At 68.1% G+C, this 25,437-nt stretch carries 25 protein-coding genes; 17 read left to right on the forward strand and 8 right to left on the reverse strand.

The annotated features are described in order from the left end of the window. Positions 1–56: 56 nt before the first annotated feature. On the forward strand, positions 57–491 hold the full coding sequence (locus ACTHJF_RS07835) for a YciI family protein (protein WP_440266631.1): 435 nt from the start codon (positions 57–59) through the stop codon (positions 489–491). Between the two features lie 50 nt (positions 492–541). Beyond that, positions 542–1,801, forward strand: coding sequence for an RNA polymerase sigma factor (locus ACTHJF_RS07840; RefSeq protein ID WP_440266678.1), 1,260 nt, complete (start codon positions 542–544; stop codon positions 1,799–1,801). Between the two features lie 9 nt (positions 1,802–1,810). Here the strand turns inward: ACTHJF_RS07840 and ACTHJF_RS07845 are convergent, their stop codons facing one another. From ACTHJF_RS07845 to map, 8 genes are all read right to left on the reverse strand, one after another. Then, complete coding sequence (locus ACTHJF_RS07845) at positions 1,811–2,200, reverse strand: hypothetical protein (protein ID WP_440266632.1); 390 nt, start codon at positions 2,198–2,200, stop codon at positions 1,811–1,813. Positions 2,201–2,560: 360 nt separating this feature from the next. Next, complete coding sequence (gene dapE, locus ACTHJF_RS07850; protein WP_440266633.1) at positions 2,561–3,700, reverse strand: succinyl-diaminopimelate desuccinylase; 1,140 nt, start codon at positions 3,698–3,700, stop codon at positions 2,561–2,563. Further along, positions 3,697–4,077, reverse strand: a complete 381-nt coding sequence (locus tag ACTHJF_RS07855; RefSeq protein WP_440266634.1) for an ArsC/Spx/MgsR family protein — start codon at positions 4,075–4,077, stop codon at positions 3,697–3,699. The genes dapE and ACTHJF_RS07855 overlap by 4 nt, the downstream gene beginning before the upstream one ends. After that, on the reverse strand, positions 4,070–4,420 hold the full coding sequence (locus ACTHJF_RS07860; protein ID WP_440266635.1) for a Spx/MgsR family RNA polymerase-binding regulatory protein: 351 nt from the start codon (positions 4,418–4,420) through the stop codon (positions 4,070–4,072). Before ACTHJF_RS07860 ends, ACTHJF_RS07855 begins: the two co-directional genes overlap by 8 nt. After that, positions 4,417–5,244: a 2,3,4,5-tetrahydropyridine-2,6-dicarboxylate N-succinyltransferase gene (gene dapD / locus ACTHJF_RS07865; protein WP_440266636.1), complete on the reverse strand. Its 828-nt coding sequence runs from the start codon at positions 5,242–5,244 to the stop codon at positions 4,417–4,419. Before dapD ends, ACTHJF_RS07860 begins: the two co-directional genes overlap by 4 nt. A gap of 117 nt (positions 5,245–5,361) precedes the next feature. Further along, on the reverse strand, positions 5,362–5,940 hold the full coding sequence (locus ACTHJF_RS07870; RefSeq protein ID WP_440266637.1) for a DsrE family protein: 579 nt from the start codon (positions 5,938–5,940) through the stop codon (positions 5,362–5,364). Positions 5,941–6,408: 468 nt separating this feature from the next. Next, positions 6,409–9,051 carry a [protein-PII] uridylyltransferase gene (gene glnD / locus ACTHJF_RS07875; protein ID WP_440266638.1) on the reverse strand — a complete coding sequence of 881 codons (2,643 nt, stop codon included), beginning with the start codon at positions 9,049–9,051 and terminating at the stop codon, positions 6,409–6,411. A gap of 192 nt (positions 9,052–9,243) precedes the next feature. Next, a complete protein-coding gene (gene map, locus ACTHJF_RS07880; protein ID WP_440266639.1) occupies positions 9,244–10,008 on the reverse strand; it encodes a type I methionyl aminopeptidase in 765 nt (254 codons plus the stop codon). A 321-nt stretch (positions 10,009–10,329) separates the two neighbouring features. Between map and rpsB the strand changes: the two genes are divergently transcribed. The 15 genes from rpsB to ACTHJF_RS07955 all read left to right on the forward strand — a co-directional run bounded on the left by rpsB (position 10,330) and on the right by ACTHJF_RS07955 (position 25,362). Further along, positions 10,330–11,202, forward strand: a complete 873-nt coding sequence (rpsB, locus tag ACTHJF_RS07885; RefSeq protein WP_440266640.1) for a 30S ribosomal protein S2 — start codon at positions 10,330–10,332, stop codon at positions 11,200–11,202. A 68-nt stretch (positions 11,203–11,270) separates the two neighbouring features. Next, positions 11,271–12,149, forward strand: coding sequence for a translation elongation factor Ts (tsf, locus tag ACTHJF_RS07890; RefSeq protein WP_440266641.1), 879 nt, complete (start codon positions 11,271–11,273; stop codon positions 12,147–12,149). A 180-nt stretch (positions 12,150–12,329) separates the two neighbouring features. Beyond that, positions 12,330–13,052: a UMP kinase gene (gene pyrH, locus ACTHJF_RS07895; RefSeq protein ID WP_431633920.1), complete on the forward strand. Its 723-nt coding sequence runs from the start codon at positions 12,330–12,332 to the stop codon at positions 13,050–13,052. Positions 13,053–13,197: 145 nt separating this feature from the next. Further along, on the forward strand, positions 13,198–13,755 hold the full coding sequence (gene frr / locus ACTHJF_RS07900) for a ribosome recycling factor (protein ID WP_431633921.1): 558 nt from the start codon (positions 13,198–13,200) through the stop codon (positions 13,753–13,755). 43 nt (positions 13,756–13,798) lie between these two features. Further along, complete coding sequence (gene uppS / locus ACTHJF_RS07905) at positions 13,799–14,539, forward strand: polyprenyl diphosphate synthase (protein WP_440266642.1); 741 nt, start codon at positions 13,799–13,801, stop codon at positions 14,537–14,539. A gap of 16 nt (positions 14,540–14,555) precedes the next feature. Then, complete coding sequence (locus ACTHJF_RS07910; RefSeq protein WP_440266643.1) at positions 14,556–15,386, forward strand: phosphatidate cytidylyltransferase; 831 nt, start codon at positions 14,556–14,558, stop codon at positions 15,384–15,386. Next, entirely contained in the window at positions 15,383–16,558 is a 1,176-nt protein-coding gene (locus ACTHJF_RS07915; RefSeq protein ID WP_440266644.1) for a 1-deoxy-D-xylulose-5-phosphate reductoisomerase, read from the forward strand. Before ACTHJF_RS07910 ends, ACTHJF_RS07915 begins: the two co-directional genes overlap by 4 nt. Before the next feature lie 13 nt (positions 16,559–16,571). Then, positions 16,572–17,918 (forward strand): RIP metalloprotease RseP, encoded by a 1,347-nt coding sequence (gene rseP / locus ACTHJF_RS07920; RefSeq protein WP_440266645.1) that lies wholly within the window; start codon positions 16,572–16,574, stop codon positions 17,916–17,918. Between the two features lie 173 nt (positions 17,919–18,091). Next, positions 18,092–20,494: an outer membrane protein assembly factor BamA gene (bamA, locus tag ACTHJF_RS07925; protein ID WP_440266646.1), complete on the forward strand. Its 2,403-nt coding sequence runs from the start codon at positions 18,092–18,094 to the stop codon at positions 20,492–20,494. 140 nt (positions 20,495–20,634) lie between these two features. Further along, a complete protein-coding gene (gene lpxD, locus ACTHJF_RS07930; RefSeq protein WP_440266647.1) occupies positions 20,635–21,663 on the forward strand; it encodes a UDP-3-O-(3-hydroxymyristoyl)glucosamine N-acyltransferase in 1,029 nt (342 codons plus the stop codon). Continuing rightward, on the forward strand, positions 21,656–22,129 hold the full coding sequence (gene fabZ / locus ACTHJF_RS07935; protein WP_440266648.1) for a 3-hydroxyacyl-ACP dehydratase FabZ: 474 nt from the start codon (positions 21,656–21,658) through the stop codon (positions 22,127–22,129). The genes lpxD and fabZ overlap by 8 nt, the downstream gene beginning before the upstream one ends. After that, positions 22,126–22,914 (forward strand): acyl-ACP--UDP-N-acetylglucosamine O-acyltransferase, encoded by a 789-nt coding sequence (lpxA, locus tag ACTHJF_RS07940; RefSeq protein ID WP_440266649.1) that lies wholly within the window; start codon positions 22,126–22,128, stop codon positions 22,912–22,914. Before fabZ ends, lpxA begins: the two co-directional genes overlap by 4 nt. A gap of 69 nt (positions 22,915–22,983) precedes the next feature. Beyond that, positions 22,984–24,201: a lipid-A-disaccharide synthase gene (gene lpxB, locus ACTHJF_RS07945; protein ID WP_440266650.1), complete on the forward strand. Its 1,218-nt coding sequence runs from the start codon at positions 22,984–22,986 to the stop codon at positions 24,199–24,201. Next, complete coding sequence (gene rnhB / locus ACTHJF_RS07950; RefSeq protein ID WP_440266651.1) at positions 24,191–24,829, forward strand: ribonuclease HII; 639 nt, start codon at positions 24,191–24,193, stop codon at positions 24,827–24,829. Before lpxB ends, rnhB begins: the two co-directional genes overlap by 11 nt. 314 nt (positions 24,830–25,143) lie before the next feature. Next, positions 25,144–25,362 carry a hypothetical protein gene (locus ACTHJF_RS07955; RefSeq protein ID WP_440266652.1) on the forward strand — a complete coding sequence of 73 codons (219 nt, stop codon included), beginning with the start codon at positions 25,144–25,146 and terminating at the stop codon, positions 25,360–25,362. The last annotated feature ends 75 nt before the right edge of the window (positions 25,363–25,437 follow it).

Here is a 25,437-nt window from a genome sequence, read left to right on the forward strand (position 1 = left end):
TGCGCCATCCGTCGTCCCGATGAACGCCGGCCCGTGCCGGCGATGGAGCGACGACGATGCGATGCATGGTGATGGTGCGGGCCACCGATGAGTCCGAAAGCGAGACCCAGGCGATGCCGAACGCCGAGATCATGGAGGCGATGAACCGCTTCAACGAAGAGCTGGTGCAGGCCGGCGTGATGCTGGCCGGCGAAGGACTCAAGCCCAGCCGCGAGGGCAAGCGCATTCGCTTCGCCGGCGGCAGGCAACTGGTGATCGACGGGCCGTTCGCCGAGACCAAGGAGCTGATCGCCGGCTTCTGGCTGTGGCAGGTGCGCTCGATGGACGAGGCGCTGGAATGGGCGCGCCGATGCCCGCCGCCGTTCGTGGGCGAGTGCGAGATCGAGATCCGGCTGCTGTACGAGGAGGCCGATTTCGCCGAAGTCATGTCGCCCGAGCTGCGCGAATCCGAAGCCCGCCTGCGCGAGCAGCTGGCCGAACGCCCGAGGTGATGGCAACGACATGCTTGCCCATGAGCCCCGCCAGTGCTGTGATCGGCCGTATGGATACCGCCGAACTGCACCGCCGCATCGACGCCGTCTGGCGACTGGAATCGCCCAAGCTGATTGGTACGCTCATGCGTGTCGTGCGCGACCTGGACCTGGCCGAGGAGCTGGCGCAGGACGCGCTGGTGGCCGCGCTGGAGCGCTGGCCGACCAGCGGCATCCCGGACAACCCGGGCGCCTGGCTCACCACCACCGCCAAGCATCGCGCCATCGACCAGCTGCGCCATCGCCAGCTCACCGAGCGCAAGCACGCGCTGCTGGGCGGGGATCCCGAGCATGAGCCCCACGTGATGCTCGACCTCGACGCGCTCGACGACGACATCGGCGACGACCTGCTGCGGCTGATCTTCACCGCCTGCCATCCCGTGCTGCCCCGCGAGGGGCAGATCGCGCTCACGCTGCGCCTGCTCGGCGGCCTGACCACGCCGGAGATCGCGCGCGCCTTCCTGCAGCCGGAAGCCACCGTGGCGCAGCGCATCGTGCGCGCCAAACGCACGCTGGCCGAAAAGCAGCCCACCTACGAGGTGCCCCGCGGCGACGAGCGCCACGAGCGGCTGGACGCCGTGCTGGCCGTGATCTACCTGATCTTCAACGAGGGCTACGCAGCAAGCGCCGGCGATGACCTGATGCGCCCAACGCTGTGCGAAGAGGCGCTGCGGCTGGCGCGCACGCTGGCGGCACGACTGGCCGACGAGCCGGAAGTGCACGGCCTGCTGGCCCTGCTGGAGATCCAGGCCTCACGTGGCGCGGCGCGGGTCGAGCCCGACGGCACCCCGATCCTCCTGGCCCAGCAGAATCGCGCGCGCTGGGATCACCTGGCCATCCAGCGCGGCCTGACGTCGCTGGCGCGCGCCGAGAAACTTGGCGGCAGCACTGGCACTTACGCGCTGCAGGCGGCCAGCGCCGCCGGCCACGCCCGCGCCCCCGAGGCATCGGCCACCGACTGGCAACGCATCGCCGCCCTGTACGACCAACTGGTCGACGTGCTGCCCTCCCCGGTGGTGGAGCTCAATCGCGCCGTCGCTGTCTCGATGGCCGAAGGCCCGGCCGCGGCGCTGCCGCTGGTGGAAGCGCTGCGCGAGGCGCCGGCGCTGACCAACTACCACCTGCTCCCGGCGGTGCACGGCGACCTGCTGGAAAAACTCGGCCGCCGCACCGAGGCCCGCGCAGCCTATCTGAAGGCAGCGGCGCTGGCCGGCAACGGGCGCGAACAAGCGCTGCTGCAGCAGCGCGCCGAGGCGTGCGCAGACGCCTGAGCCTGCGGGTCAGGGCCCGAGCAGCGCCCCGTTGGCGGTCTCGCGGATCACGGTGTCGATCGTCAGCACGTGCGCATGACGGGACAGCTCCCGCACCATCTCCACGCGCTTGTCCTTCGCCAGACCGGCAAGGTTGTCTGCATTGGGTACAAGATCGGCGGTGTGCCGCTCGTACGCCGTCATCGCATCCCAGCAAGCGGCGTCTGCGCCGTCGGCTATTTCGCTCGGCGTGGCCGAGCTGGCCTTGGCGTAGCGGTGGGCGTAGGCCGCGTGACAGTCGAGCACGGCCTTGGCATATGTGTCCGGCGCGGCGGCGGGCGCGGATTCGACGGCAGCACAAGCGGCACTGGCGAGCAGCGCGGCCAGCAGGGTGATCAGCGAGATGCGAATGGTCGTCATGGCAGCTCCTTGCAAGTGACGGGATCAATGTTGAAGCCACGCCAGCCTAGCGGCTGGCGTGGCCGAGCGCCAAGGCTCGGTGTTATCGACCTAAGGCGATACCCGCATCCCACGGCATCGCATCACTCTGCTGGCCGGCGATGAAGTCGAGGAAGGGGGCATACCCATGGCATGCAGCCGATGCCACTGGTCAAAGGCCAGAGACTGCCGCCAACCGGCAAGGCGTTCACCGTGCCGATGACCGCGATCGGTCGCTGGGAGCACGGGGTGTTGATCGAGGAGCGGTTGTTTTGGGCCAACCAGGCTGACATGCAGCAGATCGGGCTGGCGCAGTCACTGGATTTGATCGGCGCGCTTTACTCAGCCGTGCGCCAACAGCCGCACGCAGATCGCTTCGTAGAGCGCGGGCAGGCGCTGCAGGTCGGCTACCGCCACACACTCATCCACCTGATGGATGGTCGCATTGACCGGCCCCAGCTCCACCACCTCGGCGCCCAGCGGCGCGATGAAGCGACCGTCGGAGGTGCCGCCGCCGGTGCTCTGCACAGGCGTTTCCCCGACCAGTTCGCGGCACACGCCCACCACCACCTCGCGCAGGCGGCCGCCCGGCGGGGTGAGGAAGGGCTCGCCGGAGAGGTTCCAGTCCAGCGCGTAATCCAGATCGTGGCGGGAGAGGATCGCTTCGGTGCGCGCCTTCAGATCGTCCGCCGTGCTGGCGGTGCTGTAACGGAAGTTGAACAGCGCCGTGAGCGCGCCGGGAATCACGTTGGTGGCACCGGTGCCCGCGTTGAGGTTGGAGACCTGAAACGAGGTCGGCGGGAAATCGCCATTGCCCTCGTCCCAGCGCTCGGCGGCCAGTTCGGCCAGTGCGGGGGCGAAGGCGTGGATCGGGTTCTTCGCCTTGTCCGGGTAGGCCACGTGACCCTGCACCCCGCGCACGGTGAGCGTGCCGCTGAGCGAGCCGCGCCGACCGACGCGGATCAGATCGCCCAGGCGTGCGGTGGACGAGGGCTCGCCCACCACGCACCAGTCGATACGTTCGTGATCGGCGCGGAAACCGCTGGCGACGCGACGCACGCCATCGAGGTTGGTCGGCCCTTCCTCATCGCTGGTCAGCAGCAGGCCGACACGGCCGCCGTGATCCGGATGCGCTGCGACGAAGGCCTCCAGCGCCACCACCATCGCCGCCACCGAGCCCTTCATGTCCGCCGCGCCGCGGCCGTACAGCACGCCGTCGACCACGGTGGGCATGAACGGATCGAAGCGCCATGCATCCGCCGGCCCGGTCGGCACCACGTCGGTGTGGCCGAGGAAAGCCAGCGTGGCGCCGCCATCGCCATGCGTCGCCCACAGGTTGTCGACCTCGCCGTAGCGCAAATGGCGCACGCGAAAACCCGCTCGCATCAGGCGCGCGGCGATGGCCGCCTGGCAGCCGGCGTCGTCAGGCGTCACCGAGGCGCGGCGGATCAGTTCGCAGGTGAGATCCAATACGTCGCTCATGCGCTTGTCCTGGCGGTCTTGCCGAACCGTTTTTCGTAGCTGCCGCCGGTGAAGCCCGCGACGACGCGGCCGTCCGCCAGCACCGCCAGCGGCTGGCGCAGCACGCCCGGATGCTCGCGGATCAGCAGCGTCCATTCCGGATCGCTCTCCGGGTTGCGCCGCTGTGGCAGCAAGTTCTTCCAGGCCTTGCCGCCGCGATCGGCCAGCGCGTCCCAACCGCCGGCCGCCCGCGCCCAGGCCTTCAGCGCTTCGGGCGCGGGGCGCTCGCGCTGGGTATCGACGAAGCGGTACGCGTGGCCAAAACGGTCCAGCCACGCGCAGGCCTTGCGGCACGCATCGGTGCCGGCCAGTCCGTAGAGCACGGCGGCTTCAGCCACCGAACAGCTCCTTGAACTTCTTCTCGGTGAAACCGACGCTCACCGCGCCGTCCTTCACCACCACCGGACGCTTGACCAGCGCGGGGTATTCCTTGATCAGTGCGAGCCATTCGGCATCGGTGGAGGCGGCCTTTTGCTGCTCGGTGAGATCACGCCAGGTGTAGCTGGCGCGGTTCACCAGTTTCTCCCAGGTCAGCTCCTTGGCCCACGCCTTCAGCGCGGCCGGGGCGATCGGGTGTTCGCGGTAGTCGGTGAAGCTGTGCTTGACCTTGTGCGCATCCAGCCAGGCGCGCGCCTTGTCGCAGGTGCTGCACTTGGTCAGGCCATACAGTTCGACGCTCATTCGAAGCTCCTCAGCAGGTCGTTGATGCCAGTCTTGGACCGGGTCTTCTCGTCCACCTGCTTGACGATCACCGCCGCGTAGAGGCTGTGCGATCCGTCCTTGGCAGGCAGGCTCCCTGATACGATCACGCTGCCCGCTGGGATGCGGCCGTAGCTGATTTCGCCGGTGGCGCGGTTGTAGATGCGGGTGCTCTGGCCGAGGAACACGCCCATGCCGATGACGCTGCCCTTCTCCACCACCACGCCCTCGACCACCTCCGAGCGCGCGCCGATGAAGCAGTCGTCCTCGATGATGGTGGGGTTGGCCTGCAGCGGCTCCAGCACGCCGCCGATGCCGACGCCGCCGGACAGGTGCACGCGCGCGCCGATCTGCGCGCAGGAGCCCACCGTGGCCCAGGTGTCGACCATGGTGCCGCTGCCCACGTGCGCGCCGATGTTGACGTAGCTGGGCATCAGCACCACGTCTTTCGCGATGTGCGCGCCGCGGCGCACCAGCGCGCCGGGCACCACCCGCGCACCGAGTTGCTGCAGCGAGGCGTCGTCGCCGTGGGCGAAGCGCAGCGGCACCTTGTCGAAGGCGCCGGCGGGGCCACCATCTACCACGCGGTTGTCGTTGATGCGGAAGTACAACAGCACCGCCTTCTTCACCCACTGGTGCACGGTCCAGCCGCCCTGGCCGTCCGGCTCGGCCACGCGCAGCTCGCCGCTTTCCAGCAGGTCGAGCACCTGGCCGACGGCCGGGCGCAGGTGGGTTTCGATCTCGCTCTGGGCGAGCGAGGCGCGACGCTCGAAGGCATCGTCGATGAGGGAGGCAAGCTGCTGCATGGGCGGATACGGCCTGTGATCGGAGGTCGGGCCGCCAAGATTACTGCACTTAGCAGCGCGCACCCGACCGCGGGCCGAAGCGTGACGCCGAATGGCCGTCCAGACGTCCGCAGTCCACTACAGCTGCATATAGCTGTAGCCGCGCCGGCCGTAGACCACCGCGTCGGTGAGTGCCGACAGCGTCACCGCGACATCCGGCGACACCGCGCTGTCGGCTACGCCCATGCCGGCCAGCGCCTGGCTGCACACCATCAGGTGCACGCCGGCGGCCTTCAGCGCGTGGAGGATCTCCAGGTTGGGGTTGTCCACCTGGAAGTGCGCCCGATACGCCGCGTTGCCGAACACGGCCGGGGTCGCCTGGCGCTCGATCAACGCCACGATGTGCACGTGGCTGGCGGGCACCTTGGCGTAGGCCATCAGGTTGACCAGTCGCGCCAGGCGATCGAGCGATTCGAGCGGCTTGGCGTGGTCCGGGTTGCCGCTGACCACGTCGACGAACACCTTGTAGTCGGCCTTGGGATCGGGCTGCTCGGGCAGGTCTGGCCGCGGGTGCACCGCACCGAACTTGGGAATCAGCGGATAGACCCAGCTCGTTGTCGGCTTGGCGGCAGGCTCGGCCGCGAAGGCCGACCCGATGAGCGCGCCCCACAGGCACAGGCCCGCCGCAGCCAGCGCAACGATGCGTTTGATCGACATGACACTCCCCGAACCGGGCCGCCCATTGCGGCGGGCCGACGATACTCCGCCCCAAGCATCCTCGCTTCGCTCCCTCTCCCCTGAACGGCTTCATCGCTTGGGGGAGAGGGCTGGGGTGAGGGGGGCTTCTGCCGACACCGCAACACCCGGATGCCTGCGACATCCGAGCCCCCTCACCCAACCCTCTCCCCCGAGCAAGCTCAGGGGAGAGGGCTAAAGCGGGAAGCGCGACGCGGCCCCGGCATCCGCGCTTCGCTCCCTCTCCCCTGAACGGCTTCATCGTTCGGGGGAGAGGGCTGGGGTGAGGGGGCGCTTCTGGCGAACACCGCAACACCCGGATGCCTGCGACATCCGAGCCTGCTCACTCAACCCTCTCCCACGAGCAAGCTCAGGGGAGAGGGCTAAAGCGGGAAGCGCGATGCGACCCCGGCAACTACGCCTCGCTTAAGACCACGTTCGAGCAGGCCCTCAAGCCTTGGCCGGCGCCAGTCGCTGCAGCAGCGCGCTGCGCAGGTGCTCCTGCAGTTCGGCCGACAAGGGGGCATCGTGGCGATCGGTGAGCTGGAAGAAATCCTCCACCCGCTCGCCGAAGGTGGCGATGCGCGCGTCCTGCACGCGCACGCCGACCTCCAGCAGCACCTGCGCCACGGCCGCCAGCAATCCGGGGCGATCGGTGCAAACCAGGGCCATCTGGGTGCGTCCGTCGATCGCGCTGAAGGCGATGCGCGGCGGCATCTGGAAATGCTTCAGGTGCCGCGACAGCCCGCGGCGCGTCGGCTGCACCGGCTTGGCCTCGGCCAGCGCGCGCAGCAGGCGCTGGCGCAGTTCATCCGAGCGCGTGGCGTTGGCGGGCATCTGGGTGTCCGCCTCCAGCAGCAGGAAGGTATCCATCGCCAGCCCGCTGGGCGAGCTGAGCACGCGCGCCTCCATCACCGAGAAGTGCATGCGGTCGAGCATCGCGGTGACGCTGGCGAACAGGCCGTCGCGGTCCGGCGCGTAGACGAACAGCTCGGTGCTGCCGCGAATCGAGAACGGATGCACCTCCACCAGCGGCAGCGTGCCGGCGGCGCGCAGGATCGCCGCGGTCTGCCAGGCGACCTGCTCGGGGCGGTGGCGCAGGAAGCTGCGCTCGGGGAAATCCGTCCACACCTGCTCGACCTGCGCCTGCGCGAAGCCTTCCGCTTCCAGCAGCGCCATGGCGTAGGTGCGGCATTCGGCGATGCTCGCGCCGGCGTCGCGCGGCAGCGCGGCCTCGCTGCGCAGCGCGTAGCGGGTGGCGGTGTAGAGGTCGGCCAGCAGGCGGTCCTTCCAGGCGTTCCACAGCCGCGGGCTGGTGCCGATGATGTCGGCGATGGTGAGCAGGTACAGGCGATCCAGCCGCAGGCGGTCGTCCACCGCCTCGGCGAATCGCGTCACTACGTCCGGATCGGTGATGTCCTGACGCTGAGCAGTGGTGCTCATCAAGAGGTGCCAGCGCACCAGCCAGGCCACCGTCTCCACCCCCTCGGGCGAAATGCCCAGCCGCGTGCAGAACACCCGTGCATCCTCCTCACCCAGCACCGAATGATCGCCACCGCGGCCCTTGGCGATATCGTGGAACAAGCCGGCCAGCAGCATCAGCTCAGGCTTGTCCAGCGAGGCCCAGATCTGGCAGCCGAGCGGGAACTCCTTCGCCGCTGCCGGATCGGCGAAGCGCGCCAGATTGCGCAGCACCCGTAGCGTGTGTTCGTCCACGGTGTAGACATGGAACAGGTCGTACTGCATGCGCCCGAACACCTTGCCGAACGCGGGCAGGATCGCCGCCAGCAGGCCGTGGCGGTTCATCCGCCACAGGGCATCCACCGCCGGTGCGCCGCGCTGTAACAGCTTCAGGAACGCAGCCAGCGCGGCGGGATCGTCGGCCAGCGCGGTGCCGTGCGTCGCGGTGGCCTGATGGATGCGGCGCATGGTTTCGGCGCTGAAGCCGATCAGCTCGGGATGATCCAGCCGGGCCAGGAAGATCTCCACTAGCGCCGCCGGCCGGGTCATGAACAGCTCCGGATCGCTGGCGGCGATGCGCCGGCCGTGCTGCACGAAGCCGTCGCCGATCGGCGTCATCGGCCCGTCCGGCTCGAGCATTTCCTCAAAGCGCTCGACGATCTGCACACCCAGCCGCTCGACCTGACTGGCCGCGCGGTAATAGCCCTGCATGAACTGCTCCACGCCGAGGTTCTTCTCGTGCTGGTCGACGAAGCCCAGTCGGGCGGCAAGCCCACGCTGGAAGTCGAACAGCAGCCGCTCTTCCGGCCGCCCCGCTTCCAGATGCAGGGCGAAGCGGTAGCGGCGCAGCGTGGCTTCGGCCTCGGCCAGCGTGGCGCGTTCGGCCGGATCGAGCAGCCCCTCGGCGACCATCGCGTCGAAGCCGTCGGCATGTGCCAGGCGCAGGCCCAGCCAGCGCAGCGAATCGAGCGTGCGCAGGCCGCCGGGGCCGTCCTTGAGGTTGGGTTCGAGGTTGTAGGCGGTGTCGTCGAAGCGGGCGTGACGGGCGTTGCGCTCGGCCAGCCGTGCGCCGAGATAGGCACGCGGCGGCCACAGCGAGGGATCGTCGACGATGCCGCGCAGCACCGCGTCCAGCGCCGGATCGCCGGCCAGCCGGCGTGCGTCGAGCAGGCTGGTGAACACGCTGGCCTCTTCGGCCGCCAGCGCCTTGCACTGCGCCGGCTCGCGCACCGCGTGGCCAACCTTCAGGCCGATGTCCCACAGCGTGGCGAAGCATTGCTCCAGCGCGCGGCGCAGCGCCGGCTCGTCGCGCGTGGTGAGTACCAGCAGGTCGACATCCGAATACGGAAACAGCAGGCCACGGCCGAAGCCGCCGACGGCGAACAGCGCGGTATCCACCACGTCACCCAGGCAGGCGTTCCACACGTGCACCACGATGCGCGCCACCGATTCGCCGCGGCGGGTGGCCAGGGCGGAGGCATCGGCGCCATCGCGGAAGGCCGTGGCCAGCGCGCGGTCCATGTCGCCCAGCAACTGACGCAACGCCTTGCGCGCCTCGGTCGAGACGCCCGACCGCGGTACGGCGACGGGCAGGCGCGGCAGCGGCGGCAACGGGACGGAGGCGGTGGTCATGGAGAGGATGAGAGAGAGTGAACAGGGGGCGGGGATGAGTGTAGAGCCCGGGCACGCATGGTGCTGAGGCTTGGTGCGGCGGCACGGGCCAACCTCTCACCGCGGGCTGAGAGTCATCAAAAAAAGCAAAGGGCGCCGCGATCACCGGGCGCCCCTTTCTGCTTCTCACTCCTCTCCCCTCACTCCTTGCCTTCAGGCATCCGGCCAGGGCGTGAGGATCTCGAAACCGTCGTCGGTCACCGCGATGGTGTGCTCCCACTGGGCGGAGAGCGAGTGATCCTTGGTGACCACGGTCCAGCCGTCGGGCAACTGCTTGGTGTGCGGCTTGCCGGCGTTGATCATCGGCTCGACGGTGAAGGTCATGCCCTTCTTCAGCTCGATGCCGGTGCCGGGCTTGCCGTAGTGCAGGATCTGCGGCTCGTCGTGGTAGACCTTGCCGATGCCGTGGCCGCAGTACTCGCGTACCACGCTGAAACCCGCCGCCTCGGCGTGCTTCTGGATCGCCGAGCCGATGTCGCCCAGCGTGGCGCCCGGGCGCACCGCCTGAATGCCGCGCATCATCGCCTCATGCGTGGTGTCCACCAGCCGCTTGGCCAGCACCGACGGAGTGCCGACGAAGTACATGCGGCTGGTGTCGCCGTGCCAGCCGTCCTTGATGACGGTGACGTCGAGATTGATGATGTCGCCGTCCTTGAGCACCTTGCTCTCGGTCGGAATGCCGTGGCAGATCACGTGGTTGACCGAGGTGCACAGGGTCTTGGGGAAGCCGTGGTAGCCCACGTTGGCGGGGATCGCCTTCTGCACTTTCACGATGTGCTCGTAGGCGAGGCGATCCAGATCCTCGGTGGTGACACCGGGCTTGACGTGCTCTTTCAGCATCGCCAGCACTTCGGCGGCGAGCTGGCCGGCCACGCGCATGGCGGCCAGGTCTTCGGGACTTTTCAGGGTAATGGCCATGGTTCCACCCAGATGGCGGCGGCGGGCCGGGGGATCAACGTCCGCCGGCAACTTGCCGCCTAACCGGCGCACCGGCTACAATTCACGAGTTTTGCAGACCGTATGCGCCCATTTCGGGCGATCTCGGCTGCATAGCGAACGGGCATTGTAACCGCGCCGCGGAGCAAGCCCAACCAACGCCACACACGTATCGGCACCGCCTTCGGGGTGCCGCGTCCGTTTCCGCCACTTATCAGGAAACGCCGCGGTCGAAGGTAAGGGATGCGTGGAGGTCCCAACCCCCAGGTTCCTTTTCGGAACCGACAATTCGGAGTTACACCCATGGCCCAAGTCACCATGCGCCAGATGCTCGAAGCGGGCGTCCATTTCGGTCATCAGACCCGTTACTGGAACCCGAAGATGGCGCCGTACATCTTCGGCGCGCGCGGCAAGATCCACATCATCAACCTCGAGAAGACCCTGCCGCTGTTCACCGACGCGATGAACTTCCTGTCGGGTCTGGCGCAGAAGCGCGGCACCATCCTGTTCGTCGGCACCAAGCGCTCCGCCCGTGAGCCGCTGGCCGAGGAAGCCGCACGCGCCGGCATGCCGTTCGTCACCGCCCGCTGGCTCGGCGGCATGCTGACCAACTTCCGCACCGTGAAGCAGTCGGTGGCCCGCCTGAAGGAACTGGAAGCGGCCGAGACCGACGGTTCGTTCGACAAGCTGGTCAAGCACGAAGTGCTGTCGCTGCGCCGTGAGCGCGAGAAGCTGGAGAACTCGCTGGGCGGCATCAAGAACATGAACCGCCTGCCCGACGCGCTGTTCGTGATCGACATCGGTCACGAAGACATCGCCGTGCAGGAAGCCAAGAAGCTCGGCATCCCGGTGATCGCCGTGGTCGACACCAACTACAACCCGGAGCTGGTGGACTACGCCATCCCGGGCAACGACGACGCGATCCGCGCGATCCAGCTGTACGCCCGCGCCGCCGCCGACTCGATCCTGGAAGGCAAGGCCGCCGCGCCGAACGCCGCCCAGGGCGACGCCGACGAGTTCGTCGAGCTCGACGAGGAAGGTAACCCGGTGGCCAAGGACGACGACCGCAAGGCTGCCGCCCCGCGCCGCGCTCCGGCCAAGAAGGGCGCTGGCGCGCCGCGTCGTGACGGCGGCCGTGGCCGCGGCGGTCGCGAGTCGGCCGACGCCGCCGAGTAAGCCTGACGCTTCATCCGCGGCGTGGCCTCGCGCAGGTCACGCCGCTCCCAAGCATTCGAGGAATTGACATGAGCAACATCTCCGCCCAGCTGGTGAAGGAACTGCGCGAGCGGTCCGGCGCCGGCATGATGGAATGCAAGAAGGCCCTGGTCGAGAACAACGGCGACATCGAGGTCGCCATCGAGTGGCTGCGCAAGAACGGCCTGGCCAAGGCTGACAAGAAGGCCGACCGCGTCGCCGCCGAAGGCCGCATCGTGGCCGCCCAGTCCACCGGCAAGGCGGTCCTGGTGGAAGTCAACTGCGAGACCGACTTCGTCACCAAGAACCCGGACTTCGTCAAGTTCAGCGACACCGTCGCCACGGTCGCGCTGGAATCCGGCGCCGCCGACATCGACGCACTGAAGGCCGCCGCGTTCCCGGGCGCCAGCAACGTCGAGGAAGGCGCCAAGGCGCTGATCGCCACCATCGGCGAGAAGATCGAAGTGCGCCGCATGGCGCGCGTCGAGACCGACGGCGTGATCGGCAGCTACATCCACGGCGGCCGCATCGGCGTGCTGGTGGCTCTGAAGGGCGGCTCCGAGGAGCTGGCCAAGGGCGTGGCCATGCACGTGGCCGCGATGAACCCGCAGTACATCAAGGCCGAAGACGTGCCGGCCGAGTTCGTCGAGAAGGAAAAGGACATCGCGCTGAGCCAGATGACCGACAAGGACAAGGCCAAGCCGGCCGAGATCCTGGAGAAGATCATCGCCGGCAAGATCAACAAGATCGTGTCGGAAGTGACCCTGCTCGGCCAGCCGTACGTGCTGGACACCAACGTGACCGTTGGCGACGCCCTGAAGAAGGACGGTGCCGAGGTGGTTTCGGTGGCCCGCCTGGCCGTTGGCGAAGGCATCGAGAAGGTGCAGGAAGACTACGCCGCCGAGGTCGCCAAGGCGATGCAGGTCTGATTTTTTCCGGCCGCACGCAGTACCGGAAAAGCCGCGGGGAACCGCGGCTTTTTCATGTGTGACAGGTCGAGCGCGACTCCCCGCCTGCGCCCTGCCGGCCGCGCCGCCCACAGAATTCTTACGAACACTTTGCAGCCGCCGCTACAATGCGCCGGTTTGCCCCACCCTGCCGGAGTCCCCATGAGCGAATCCTTCAAGCACCAGCGCATCCTGCTCAAACTTTCCGGTGAGGCGCTGATGGGCGAGGCCGACTACGGCATCGATCCGAAGGTGATCGGCCGGCTGGCCGACGAGATCATCGAAGTGCAGCGCGCCGGCATCCAGATCGGCGTGGTGATCGGTGGCGGCAACATCTTCCGCGGCGCCGGCCTGGCTGCCGCCGGCATGGACCGGGTCACCGGCGACCACATGGGCATGCTCGCCACCGTGATGAACGCGCTGGCGATGCAGGACGCGATCGAGAAGCGCGGCGGCTTCGCCCGCGTGATGAGCGCGCTGCCGATCCACGACGTGGCCGAGGACTTCATCCGCCGCCGCGCGATCCGCCACATCGAGAAGGGCCGCATCGTGCTGTTCGCCGCCGGCATCGGCAATCCGTTCTTCACCACCGACTCGGCCGCCGCCCTGCGCGCGGTGGAAGTGGGCGCGGACCTGCTGCTGAAGGCCACCAAGGTGGACGGCATCTACACCGCCGACCCGGCCAAGCACACCGACGCCACCCGCTACGACCACCTCACCTACGACGAGGTGATCGAGCGCAAGCTGGCCGTGATGGACACCGCCGCCATCGCGCTGTGCCGCGACCACCGCCTGCCGATGGTGATCTACGACATGACCGTGCCGGGCAACCTGATGCGCATCATGCGCGGCGAGCCGATTGGCACCACGGTCGGCGCCAGCTGATTCCCACGCGCGGATCGCGCCCCGCCGATCCACCGTGACGACCGCCGGCCAGGCGGTCGTCGCCCCGGCCGCGAGGCATCCGCCCGGGCCGCCCGCAAGCCGCTGGTATACTCGTCGGCTAGCCTGATCCATCGGAAGACGACCCATGATCAACGACATCAAGAACGATGCCCAGACCCGCATGGGCAAGAGCATCGATGCGCTAAAGCACGATCTGACCCGCCTGCGCACCGGCCGCGCCAGCACCGCGCTGGTGGACAACATCAAGGTGCCCTACTACGGCTCGGACATGCCGCTGAACCAGGTCGCCTCGGTGGCACTGGGCGATTCACGCTCGATCATCATCACGCCGTTCGAGAAGAGCCTGGTGGCGGTGATCGAGAAGGCGCTGATGGCCTCGGACATCGGCATCACGCCGACCACCGCCGGCACGGTGATCCGCCTCAACATGCCGCCGCTCACCGAAGAGCGCCGCCGCGAGCTGGCCAAGCACGTGGGCCACGAGGGCGAGAACGCCAAGATCGCCATCCGTAACATCCGCCGCGACGCCCTGCAGCAGGTCAAGGACCTGCTCAAGGAAAAGCAGATCACCGAAGACGAAGAGCGCAAGGCCGACGACGAGATCCAGAAGCTGACCGACCGCTTCGTCAAGGACGTCGACGCGGTGGTCAAGCACAAGGAAGACGAGCTGCTGAGCATCTGACGATGCGGCTCGCGTCTTCCCCGGCCTGTCCGCGCCGGCGCGCATGAACGCGCTGGCGCGGGTGCCCCGCCACATCGCCATCGTGATGGACGGCAACGGCCGCTGGGCCAAGGCCCGTTTCCAGCCGCGCAGCTTCGGCCACAACGCCGGGCGCAAGGCGGTGCGCGACGTGATCGAAGGCTGTGTGCGCCAGGGCGTGGAAGCGCTCACCCTGTTCGCCTTCTCCAGCGAAAACTGGCAGCGCCCCGAGGACGAGGTCAGCGCGCTGATGGGGCTGTTCCTGCGCGCGCTGGACAAGGAAGTGGACGAACTGCACGTGCAGGGCGTGCGACTACGCTTCGTCGGCGACCTGGTGGGCTTCAGTGAGGAATTGCGCCAGCGCATGGAACGGGCGATGGCGCGCACCGCGGACAACACCCGCCTGCAACTCAACATCGCGGTGAACTACGGCGGCCGCTGGGACATCGTGCAGGCAGCACGGCAGGCGGCGCTGGCAATCGGCCGCGGCGAGCTGGCAGCCGAGGCGCTGGACGAGGCCACCCTCGGGCGCTTTATGAGCCTGGCCGAGCTGCCGCCGCTGGATCTGTTCATCCGCACCGGCGGCGAGCAGCGCATCAGCAACTTCCTGCTGTGGCAGGCCGCCTACGCCGAGCTCTATTTCACCGATACGCTGTGGCCGGACTTCGACCAGGCCTGCCTGGCCCGGGCCATCGACGACTATGCTCGCCGCGAGCGCCGTTACGGGCGCACCAGCGAACAGGTCGCCCCCGCGCCTGCGCGCTGACCCACGAAGGAATTTCATGTTGCTCCAGCGCACCCTTACCGCCCTGCTGCTGATTCCGCTGGCCCTGTTCATCATCCTGGGGCCGGGCACGCCGGTGTTCGCGGCGATCGTGGCAGCGGCATTCCTGGTGGGCGTGTGGGAATGGACGCGGCTCAGCGGGCTGACTTCCACCGCGGCACGGATCGCCATGCTGGCCCTGTTCGCGCTGATCATCATCGGCGCGTGGTGGCCGCACGATCCCCGCCTGTGGGGCGCGCTCGCCGCCGTGGGCGTGCTGTGGTGGCTGGCGGCGTGCGCATGGCTGCGCCATTTCGCGTTCGCTGCCGCGCCCACCCCGGAAAACCGCCGCATCAAGCTCGTGGCCGGGCTGTTCGTGATGGTGCCGGCGTGGGCCGCGCTGGTGCTGATCCACCGCATCGCGCCGCACGGTCACTGGTGGACCTTCCTCGGTCTGGCGATCGTGTGGGCGGCGGACATCGGCGCCTACTTCGCCGGCCGCTTTTTCGGCAAGCGCAAGCTGGCGCCGCAGATCAGCCCGGGCAAGACCTGGGCGGGCGTCTACGGTGCGTTCGTCGCGGCGGCGCTGGTGGTCGGTATCGGCGGCTGGCTGCTCGGCGTGCACGATGCGCGGCTGGTCGGGCTGATCGTGGTGGCGGCGTTCACCGTGGCCGCCTCGATCGTGGGCGACCTGATCGAGAGCCTGATGAAGCGCCACGCCAAGATGAAGGATTCCGGCCAGATCTTCCCCGGCCACGGCGGCCTGCTCGACCGCCTCGACAGTGTGTTCGCGGCCATGCCGGTGTTCGCGCTGGGCCTGTGGCTGCTCGACGTCATGTCGCTCGCATGAGGCGCGTGGCCGTCTTCGGCGCCACCGGCTCGATCGGCGGCAGTACGCTGGATGTGATCGGCCGGCACCCGGAGCGCTTCCGCGCCACTGTGCTGGTGGCACACCGACAGGTCGACGCCCTGGTCGCCTTGTGCGAGAGGCACCGACCGGATCTGGCGATCATCGCCGACCCGGCGCTGGAAGCCGGACTCGCCCGCGCGCTGGCTGCCGCCGGCGTGCGCTGCGAGGTGGCCAGCGGTGCCGAGGCGATCAGCGCCGCGGCCGCGGGCGACCTGTGCGACACGGTGGTCGCCGCCATCGTGGGCGCCGCCGGACTGGACTCCACCCTCGCCGCCGCCCGTGCCGGCAAGCGCCTGCTGCTGGCCAACAAGGAATCTGTCGTGATGGCCGGCCCGCTGCTGCTGGCCGCGCTGCGCGAAGGCGGCGGCGAGCTGATCCCGGTCGACTCCGAACACAACGCGATCTTCCAGTGCCTGCCCGGCGGTCGGCCGGACCTCGCCAAAAGCGGCGTGCGGCGACTGATCCTCACCGCCTCCGGCGGCCCGTTCCGCGGCCGCAAGCGTGCGGAGCTGGCCGACATTACCCCCGCGCAGGCCTGCGCCCACCCCAACTGGGTGATGGGCCGCAAGATCTCGGTCGATTCGGCCACCCTGATGAACAAGGGGCTGGAGGTGATCGAGGCGCACCACCTGTTCGGCGCGCCGGCCGATGCCATCGAGGTGCTGGTGCACCCGCAGAGCCTGGTGCACTCGATGGTGGACTACGTCGACGGCTCGGTGCTGGCCCAGCTGGGCAACCCGGACATGCGCACCGCGATCGGCCACGCGCTGGCCTGGCCCGAGCGCGTGGATACCGGCGTGGCACCGCTGGACCTGGCCGCACTGGCGCCGCTGCAGTTCGAGCCGCCCGATACCGACACCTTCCGCTGCCTCGCCCTGGCCTTCCAGGCGCTGCGCGCCGGCGGCGACGCCCCGGCCATCCTCAATGCGGCCAACGAGGTCGCGGTGGACGCCTTCCTCGCCGGGGCACTCGGTTTTCTCGACATCGCCAACCTGGTGGAGAGCGTGCTGGCGGAACTGCCGGCGCAGCCCGTGGTCGATGTCCGGACGCTCGTCGAGCGTGACCAGACCGCGCGCGCCGCCGCGCGCCGCATCCTCCGCCACGCATGCTGATAAGCTCTTATCGATGAATCCTTTTTTCGGCTCGGTGTTCTGGTTGCTGGTCACGCTGGGCGTGCTGGTGACCTTTCACGAATTCGGCCATTTCTGGGTCGCGCGCCGCTGCGGCGTCAAGGTGCTGCGCTTCTCGGTGGGCTTCGGCCGGGCGATCTGGAAGCGCACCGCGCGCGACGGTACCGAGTACCAGGTGGCGATGATCCCACTGGGCGGCTACGTGAAGATGCTCGACGCCCGCGAGGGTGACGTCGACCCCGCCCTGCGCGACCAGGAGTTCACCGCCAAGCCGGTGTGGAAACGCATCGCGATCGTGGCGGCCGGACCCGGCTTCAATCTCATTTTTACGCTGGCGGCGTTCTGGGCGATGTTCATGCTCGGTCGGCCCGATGCGGCGCCAGTGGTTACCGCCGCGCCGCACAGCATGGCCGCCGAGGCGGGTATCCGCCCGGGCGACCGCGTGCTCAGCGTGGGCGGCCAGCGCGTGACGACCTGGACCGGCGCCATGGACGACCTCGTGGACGCCCTGCTCGGCCGCGAGCCGCTCAGCATGCGGGTGCGCAGCGTCGACGGCACGGAGCGTGCCATCTCGCTGCCGCTGGACCGGCTGCCGGCGGGCCAGGATGTCGGCCAGTACCTCGACACGCTTGGTCTCGCGCTGGCACCGGCCGCGCCGATCGTCGGCACGGCGATGCCCGGCCTGCCCGCCGCCAAGGCCGGCATGCGCGCCGGCGACCGCATCGTGAGCGTCAATGGCATCGCGGTCGATGATTACGCACAGTTCCAGAAGCTGATTCCGGAGCAGGCGGCCAAGTCGCCTTCGCTCGCCGTGGTCGTGCAGCGCAACGGCGCCACGGTACCGCTTACCGTCGTGGCCGAGCAGGCCTCGCTCGAAGGCCAGCCGGCCCGCTGGGTGATCGGCGTGGAATCGCAGCCGCGCGAGTCGGCGATCCAGCATTACGGTCCGCTCAAGGCGCTCAGCGCCTCGTTTGGCACCACCTGGAGCAGCGCCGCACAGACTTTCCGCATGATCGGCAAGATGCTCACCGGCGAGGCATCCACCAAGAATCTCTCCGGCGTGATCGGCATCGCCCAGGTCGCCAACCAATCGGCCAGCATGGGGCCGGCCTGGTTCCTCAACTTCCTCGGCATGGTCTCGCTGAGCCTGTGCATCCTCAACCTGCTGCCGATCCCGCTCTTGGATGGCGGTCACCTGCTGTATTACCTTATCGAGTTGGTCAAGGGCAGCCCGGTGAGCGAGCGCACCATGATCGCCGGCCAGTATGTGGGGCTTGCCCTGCTGTTCATGATGATGGGCCTGGCGTTCTACAACGACCTGCATCGCATCCTGCTGTCGTGATCGCAGCGATGGCGGCCCTCCCTGCTGGCTGCCTGCATCGCCGGCCCCTCTCCGGGACGAGCGATCCGGGCCGCTCGGGCACCTGTGCCGCGGCACGGATATGCTCCTGTTCCACGCATTGTCCGGGGCGATCGTCTTGATCGTCCCGCAGAAATAACCCAACGGAATCGACGATGAAGCGTATCGCCGCCCTGATCCTGCTTGCCTCCCTCTCCGCCAACGCGGTGGCTTTCGAGCCGTTCGTCGTTTCCGATATCCGTATCGATGGCCTCAGCCGCATCTCTGCCGGCACGGTCTACAACTACCTGCCGGTGAACAAGGGCGACCAGCTCACCGAAGACGAAGCCCAGCGCGCCATCCGCGCGCTGTACAACACTAAGTTCTTCAGCGACGTGCAGCTCACCCGCGAGGGCAGCATCCTGGTGATCAAGGTGGTCGAGCGCCCGTCCATCGCCAAGCTCACCCTGCGCGGCAACAAGGACATCAAGGAAGAGGACCTGCGCAAGGGCCTGAAGGAGATCGGCCTGTCCGAGGGCGAGACCTTCGATCGCCTCTCGCTGGACCGCGTGAAGCAGGAGCTGATCACCCAGTACTACAACCGCGGCAAGTACAACGTGTCGGTCGATCCGCACGTGACCCGACTGGACCGCAACCGCGTGGCGCTGGACATCGAGATCCGCGAGGGCAAGGTCGCCAAGCTCAAGGAAATCAACATCGTCGGCAACACCAAGTTCACCGACAAGCAGATCGAGGACAACTTCGAATCGGGCACTACCAACTGGATGTCCTGGTATTCGAAGAACGACCAGTATTCGCGCGAGAAGCTCTCCGGCGACCTGGAGAAGCTGCAGTCCTACTACATGAACCGCGGCTACGCGGACTTCGGCGTGGACTCCACCCAGGTCACCATCGCGCCGGACAAGCGCGAGATGTACATCGCCGCCAGCATCAAGGAAGGCGAGATCTACAAGGTGTCCGACGTGCACCTGCTGGGCAAGCTGATCCTGCCCGAGGAGACGTTGCGCAAGCTGGTGTTCGTCAAGGCCGGCGATACCTTCAACCGCGCCGCGGTCGAGGCCACCTCCGATGCGATCAAGGGCATCCTGGCCAACATCGGCTTTGCCTACGCCAAGGTCACCCCGGTGCCGAAGCTGGACAAGGACAAGCGCACGGTCGACATGACCTTCTACATCGAGCCGGGCCAGCGCGTGTACGTGCGCCGCGTGATCTTCCAGGGCAACACCCGCACCGAAGACGACGTGATGCGCCGCCAGCTGCGTCAGCTCGAGGGCTCCTGGTACTCGCAGGCGGCGATCGATCGATCGAAGATCCGCCTGCAGCAGCTGGGCTACTTCAAGAAGGTCGACATCGACAAGCAGCGCGTGCCGGGTACCGACGACAAGGTCGACGTGACAGTGAAGGTGGAAGAGCAGTCCGCCGGCAGCCTGCAGTTCGGCGTGGGTTACTCGCAGTACTCGGGCATCATCCTGTCCGCGTCGGTGTCGCAGAACAACTTCCTGGGCACCGGCGACAGCTTCAGCGTGGGCGCGGAAAGCAGCACGTACTACAAGCGCGTCAACGCCAGCTACTACAACCCGTACCTCACCGACAGCGGCGTGGGCATCGGTTACAGCCTGGGCTACTCCAAGACCGACTACGGCAACACCGACTTTGCCAACTACGCTACCAGCGCCAAGTCGTTCTCGACCTACCTGGGCATTCCGATCACCGAGACCGACAGCCTGCGCGTCGGCCTGGGCCTGAGCAGCAACAAGATCAACCTGTTCGACGGCTACACGCCGCAGGTGCTACTGGATTACCAGAACGCCCTGGGCCACAAGACCATCCACGAGTGGACCGGCACGCTGGGCTGGAACCACGACACGCGCAACGGTTACTGGGCACCGACCCGTGGCGGCCTGCTGTCGCTGTCCACCGACGTCGCGCTGCCTGGCTCCACGGTGGAGTATTTCCGCGTCAGCGGCGAAGCGAACCACTACTGGCCCGTCGGCGGCGGCTTCGTGCTCTATACCGACGCCCAGGCGCAGTACGGCAAGACCTACGGCAACCAGACGTATTCGGGCACGTTCGGCAATTACGTCGCCGGGCAGAAGGTCGACTATCCGTTCTGGCAGAACTTCTATTCCGGCGGCGTGCGCGACGTGCGCGGCTTCCAGGACAACACCCTGGGTCCACGCGTGTGCTCCGGCGTGGGCACCAACGGTGCACCGATCGTTCCCGACGCCAAGGGCAACTGCAACGGCAGCTACTACAACTACGCCCAGCCGATCGGCGGTGCGTTCAAGGTGCTCGGCACCACCGAGCTGTACCTGCCGCTGCCGTTCCTGAAGGACATCAACACCGCCCGCGTCTCGCTGTTCGTCGACGTCGGTAACGCCTACAAGGACTACCAGAGCTTCAAGGCGAAGGATCTGCGCGCCTCGGCCGGTATCTCGCTGCACTGGCAGGCGCCGATCGGCCCGCTGATCATCAACTTTGCCACGCCGATCCGCTCCAAGCCGGAAGATCGTCACTACGAAGAGCGCATCCAGTTCACCTTCGGTAGCCAGTTCTAAGCGTCGGCAACATCGGCGCGGCAGATCCCACAAGCGCGGCTCCGGCCGCGCTTGTGCGTTACGGCCACAGGGCTCCCTTCGCCACCGCACGGACAGCTGCACGCGCCTCCCCTACAATGGCGCGCTTTCCGGGAGTACGCATGAGCGCCTACAAGTACACGGTGAGTGAGCTGGCCGAACGCTTCAGCCTGCGCGTGCACGGCGACGGCAGCCGCCTGGTCGATGGCGTCGGCACGCTGGCTGGCGCCGGGCCGGATCAGCTCACCTTCCTGTCCAACAGCAAATACGCCAGCCAGCTCGCGCACACCCGCGCCGGCACCGTGGTGCTGCGTGAGGCCGATGCTGCGCAGTGTCCGGCGAGCGCGTTGATCGCGCGCGATCCCTACGTGGCCTACGCCAAGATCGCGGCGCTGTTCGAGCGCCTGCCGGCGGCGCCCGCGGGGGTGCATCCCAGCGCGGTCGTCGCCCCCACCGCACGGGTGAGCGAGAGCGCCAGCGTGGGCCCCTGCTGCGTGGTGGAAGACGGCGCGGTGATCGAGGACGGTGCCGTGCTCGGCCCGCACTGCATCATCGGCGAGGGCTGCGTAGTAGGTGCCCAATCGCGGCTGGTGGCCCGGGTGACGTTGGTGACGCGGGTGACGCTCGGCAAGCGGGTGCTGGTGCATCCGGGCGCGGTGATCGGCTCGGACGGTTTCGGTCTGGCGTTCGACACCGACCACTGGATCAAGCTGCCGCAGCTCGGCGGCGTGCGCATCGGCGACGACTGCGAGATCGGCGCCAACACCACCATCGACCGCGGCGCGCTGGACGACACCGTGCTGGAAGAAGACGTGCGCCTGGACAACCAGATCCAGATCGCCCACAACGTGCATGTCGGCGCGCACACCGCGATGGCCGGTTGCGCCGCCGTGGCCGGCAGCGCGAAGATCGGCCGCTACTGCATGATCGGCGGCAACGCCGGTGTGCTCGGCCATCTGGAACTGGCCGACCGGGTTACCATTATGGCCAAGAGCCTGGTGACCCATTCGATCCGCGAGCCCGGCGAATACGCCTCGGGCACGCCACTGCAGGACAACCGCCAGTGGCGCAAGAACGCCGCCCGCTTCAAACACCTCGACGATTACGCGCGCCGACTGTCGGCGCTGGAGAAGGACAGCAACAATGAGTGATTACGCCGCGGACTTCAGCCTGCCGGTGCATGTCGAGCAGATCCAGCAGCTGCTGCCGCACCGCTATCCGTTCCTGCTGGTGGACCGGGTGATCGAGCTGGTACCCGACATCAGCGTGGTGACGCTGAAGAACGTCACCATGAACGAGCCTTTCTTCCAGGGCCACTTCCCCGGCCACCCGGTGATGCCCGGCGTGCTGATCGTGGAGGCGATGGCGCAGAGCGCCGGCCTGCTCACCCAGATCTCCAGCCGTCTGAAGGGCAACCAGGGCAGTCCGCTGTTCTACCTGGCCAAGATCGACAATGCCCGTTTCGCCTGCCCCGTCGTGCCCGGCGACCAGCTGCGCATGGAGGTTTCGCTCAAGCGCCTGATGCGCGGCATGGGCCTGTTCGTGGCGCGCACCCTGGTGGACGGCAAGGAAGTGGCGAGCTGCGAGCTGATGTGCGCCGCGAGGTCCGACAAATGAGCCATGCCGCCTCGGTCCATCCCACCGCGCAGATCGACCCGTCGGTCGTGCTGGGTGACAACGTCAGCGTCGGCGCCTACAGCGTTATCGGCCCGGACGTGGAGATCGGCGCGGGCACCACGATCGGTCCGCACGTGGTGATCGAGGGGCCGACCCGCATCGGCTGCGACAACCGCATCAGTCAGTTCGCCTCGCTCGGCGGCGATCCGCAGGACAAGAAGTTCAAGGGCGAGCGCACCGAGCTGGTGATCGGCGATCGCAACCTGATCCGCGAGTTCGTCACCATCAACCGCGGCACCGGCGACGGCGGCAGTATCACCCGCATCGGCAACGACAACTGGCTGCTGGCCTACGTGCACGTGGCGCACGACTGCCAGATCGGCAACCACGTGGTGTTCTCCAATTACTCGGCGCTGGCCGGTCACGCCGAAATCGGCGACTGGACCATCCTGTCGGGCTACTCGGGTGTGCACCAGTTCTGCAAGGTCGGCGCGCACGCGTTCATCGGCATGGGCTGCCTGGTCGGCTCGGACGTGCCGCCGTTCGTGATGATGGCGAACGAGACCCGCGGCCGCCCGCGTGGCATCAACAGCGAGGGCCTCAAGCGCCGCGGCTTCGATGCCACCCGCATCTCGGCGATCAAGCGCGCCTACCGCACCCTATACATGGCCGGTCTGAGCCAGGCCGAAGCACGCGAGCAGCTGGCCGCCCAGGCGCAGGAAAGCGAGGACGTGCGCGCCATGCTCGAGTTTCTCGACCGCAGTGAGCGCGCGCTGGCCCGTTAAGCGCCCCGCTTATCGGGCCATCAGGCACGGGCTCTTGCTCCTGCTTTTACCCGAGGTAGGGACATCCGTATGGCATTGAACGAAGTCTCGCCAGACGCACCCACCATCGCCGTCATCGCTGGCGAAGAGTCCGGCGACCAGCTCGGCGGCGACCTGCTGGCCGCCCTGCGCCAGCGCTACCCGCAGGCCCGCTTCATCGGTATCGGCGGCAAGCGCATGCAGGCGCAGGGGCTGGAGAGCTGGTACGACATGGCCGAGCTGTCGCTGTTCGGCCTGGCCGAGGTGCTGCACCACCTGCCCCGCCTGCTCAGGCTGCGCAAGGAACTGACAGAGCGCCTGATCTCCATGCAGCCGGACGTGGTGATCGGCATCGACGCGCCAGACTTCAACCTCGGCCTGGAACGCCGATTGCGTGAGGCGGGTCTGCGCACCGTGCATTACGTGAGCCCTTCGGTGTGGGCCTGGCGCGAGAAGCGCGCTGAGAAGATCGGGCGCAGCGCCGACCGCGTGCTTTGCCTGTTTCCGATGGAACCACCGATCTACGCCCGCCACGGCGTCGACGCACGCTTCGTCGGCCATCCGCTGGCCGATCGCTTTCCGATGGTCGGCGACCGCGCCGGCGCGCGCGACGCGCTCGGGCTGCCGCACGACGTGCCGGTGCTGGCGGTGCTGCCGGGCAGTCGCGGCTCGGAAATCGCGCGGCTGGGCGCGATTTTCCTCGACGCGGCCGCGCGCGTAGCGACGGCCATCCCGGGGTTGCGTGTGGTGGTACCTGCCGCCAACGCGCGCGTGCGGGCACAGGTGCAGGCGCTGCTGGCCCAGGTCGGCCGCCACTGGCCGGTGCCGCCACAACTGATCGATGGCCAGGCCCATGAGGCGATGCTCGCCGCCGACGTGGTGTTGCTCGCCTCCGGCACCGCCACCCTGGAAGCGATGCTGGCCAAGCGCCCGATGGTGGTCGGTTACCGCGTGTCGCCGATCAGCTACCGCATCGCCCGGTGGCTGCGCATGCTCAAGACCGACATCTACTCGCTGCCCAACGTGCTAGCGCGCGCCAACGGGCTGGACCGTCCGCTGCCCGTCGCCGAGCGCATGCAGGACGACTGCACCGCCGCGCACCTGGCCGATGACACGCTGGCGCTGTTCAACGACAGCGAGCGGCGCGGGCAGATCGTGGCGACCTTCGAGGCGCTGCACCGCGCGCTTCGCGTGGACCTGCACGGGCATGCCGGCGACGCCGCCGCCGATGTCGTGGCGGAACTGCTGGAGCGGCCCGATGCGCAGTGATGTCGCCAGCCGGGTGCGGACGAAACCGCCGATCGCGCCCGACCAGCGCGTGCTGGTCGCCGGCGTCGACGAGGCCGGACGCGGCCCGCTGGCCGGACCGGTGGTGGTGGCCGCGGTGATCCTCGATCCATCCCGGCCGATCGTGGGGCTGGACGATTCGAAGAAGCTCAGCGAGCGCCGGCGCGAGGTGCTTTACCTGCAGGTGATCGAGCGGGCGCTGGCGCACTGCGTGATCGTGGTCGAGACCGAGGAGATCGACCGCATCAACATCTTCCAGGCCACCATGGTCGGCATGAGCCGCGCGGTGGCCGGACTGTCGCCGACCGCGCACGAGGCGCTGGTGGATGGCAACGCGCTGCCGCGCGACCTGCCTTGCGCCGGCCGCGCCATTGTCGGCGGTGATGCGTTGGAACCGGCGATCAGTGCCGCCTCGATCCTGGCCAAGGTGAGCCGCGACCGCCTGATGGTGCAACTAGATGCCGAGCACCCCGGCTACGGTTTTGCCGTCCACAAAGGCTACGCTACGCCGGGCCATCTGGACGCGCTCCAGCGTCTGGGACCCTGCCCGCACCACCGGCGCAGCTTCGCGCCGGTGGGCCGGGCGCTGGAGCAGATGACGCTGTTCTGAGCGGCCGGCGTCGACGCCACCGGCCAAGCATAAGCAGGGCCACCGGATGTTCATGAACACCCGTCTGATGGCATGCGTCCGCGCCCGGAGTGCGGCGTAAGATCTTGCCATCGCCCGATACCCCCATCCGGCGTGTCACGGATCCCCGCCGCAACCTTTCGGCCACTGCCCGCATCCATGACGCCAAGGACACCACGGTGGCGACCGGCATGGCCATCCAGCCGCCACCCCACGCACGGATGCTGTCCGGTCCGATGCGCGCTACGACCGGGAAGCATCCTCCCGACCGCGGAACCCCCGCCTGGAGTCGCGCCATGACATCGCAACGGTCCCACCCTTCGATGGCGACGGACACGCCGGCCCTCCTGTTCCCCAGCGAAATCCGCGGCACCGCCGACGCGCCCCTCGCCGGTGCGACTGTGGCGGCGCCGGACCAACGGCATCGCGACTACGATGGCCGCGGCCTGAGCATCGGTCCGCTGGACCATCTCACCCCGGCCGTCGACGTCAGCGAGCGCTTCGCCATTCGCTGATCGCCTGCCTCGACGCGGGCCGCGCACGCGACCCGCGCGGCGCAGGCCAGATGCCAACTGGCGCAAAGCCCCGGC

It is taken from the genome of Dyella sp., assembly GCF_051962475.1.
Lineage (GTDB): Bacteria > Pseudomonadota > Gammaproteobacteria > Xanthomonadales > Rhodanobacteraceae > Dyella_A.